This window comes from Clostridium boliviensis, from assembly GCF_033342255.1.
GTDB classification, from domain to species: Bacteria; Bacillota; Clostridia; order Lachnospirales; family Lachnospiraceae; genus Lacrimispora; species Lacrimispora boliviensis.
The window spans coordinates 1-375 of the sequence record NZ_JAWONS010000318.1 but is presented as its reverse complement, the minus strand read 5'-3'; the positions used below and the strand labels follow the sequence as shown (position 1 = coordinate 375).

Below are 375 nucleotides of genomic sequence, written 5' to 3'. Positions count from 1 at the left end.
TGGAAGTAAAAAGAGCCAGCTTTCCATGGATGGAAAGTACGTGATGACGGAGAACGGTCCCAAATGGCATGAACAGGCAGAAGCAGTTGTGGGTTATGTGCTGGAGCACCAGTCATTGGAAGGTCTTGTAAATGAAGAAGGATACACGGATTCAGTATCTTCTGTCAGCATTAACTTAATGGGATTTGTCAACGGCGTAAAGGACTGCTTAAACCAGGCATCCGGTGAAGGCGAGAGCCGTCCGTCTGAATTAAAAGAAGGAACTTATACGTATGAATCACCGGAATTTGACAAGAACGGCTTCAAAGACCAGGTGAGTATGACAGTGAAGGATAACGCGATTACTGGGGTTACCTGGGACTGCATAAAGGAAGA

At 45.9% G+C, this 375-nt stretch carries 1 pseudogene; it reads left to right on the top strand.

The features are described 5' to 3' along the window. Positions 1–375 (top strand): annotated as a pseudogene (locus tag RZO55_RS21885) (FMN-binding protein); the annotation flags it as partial.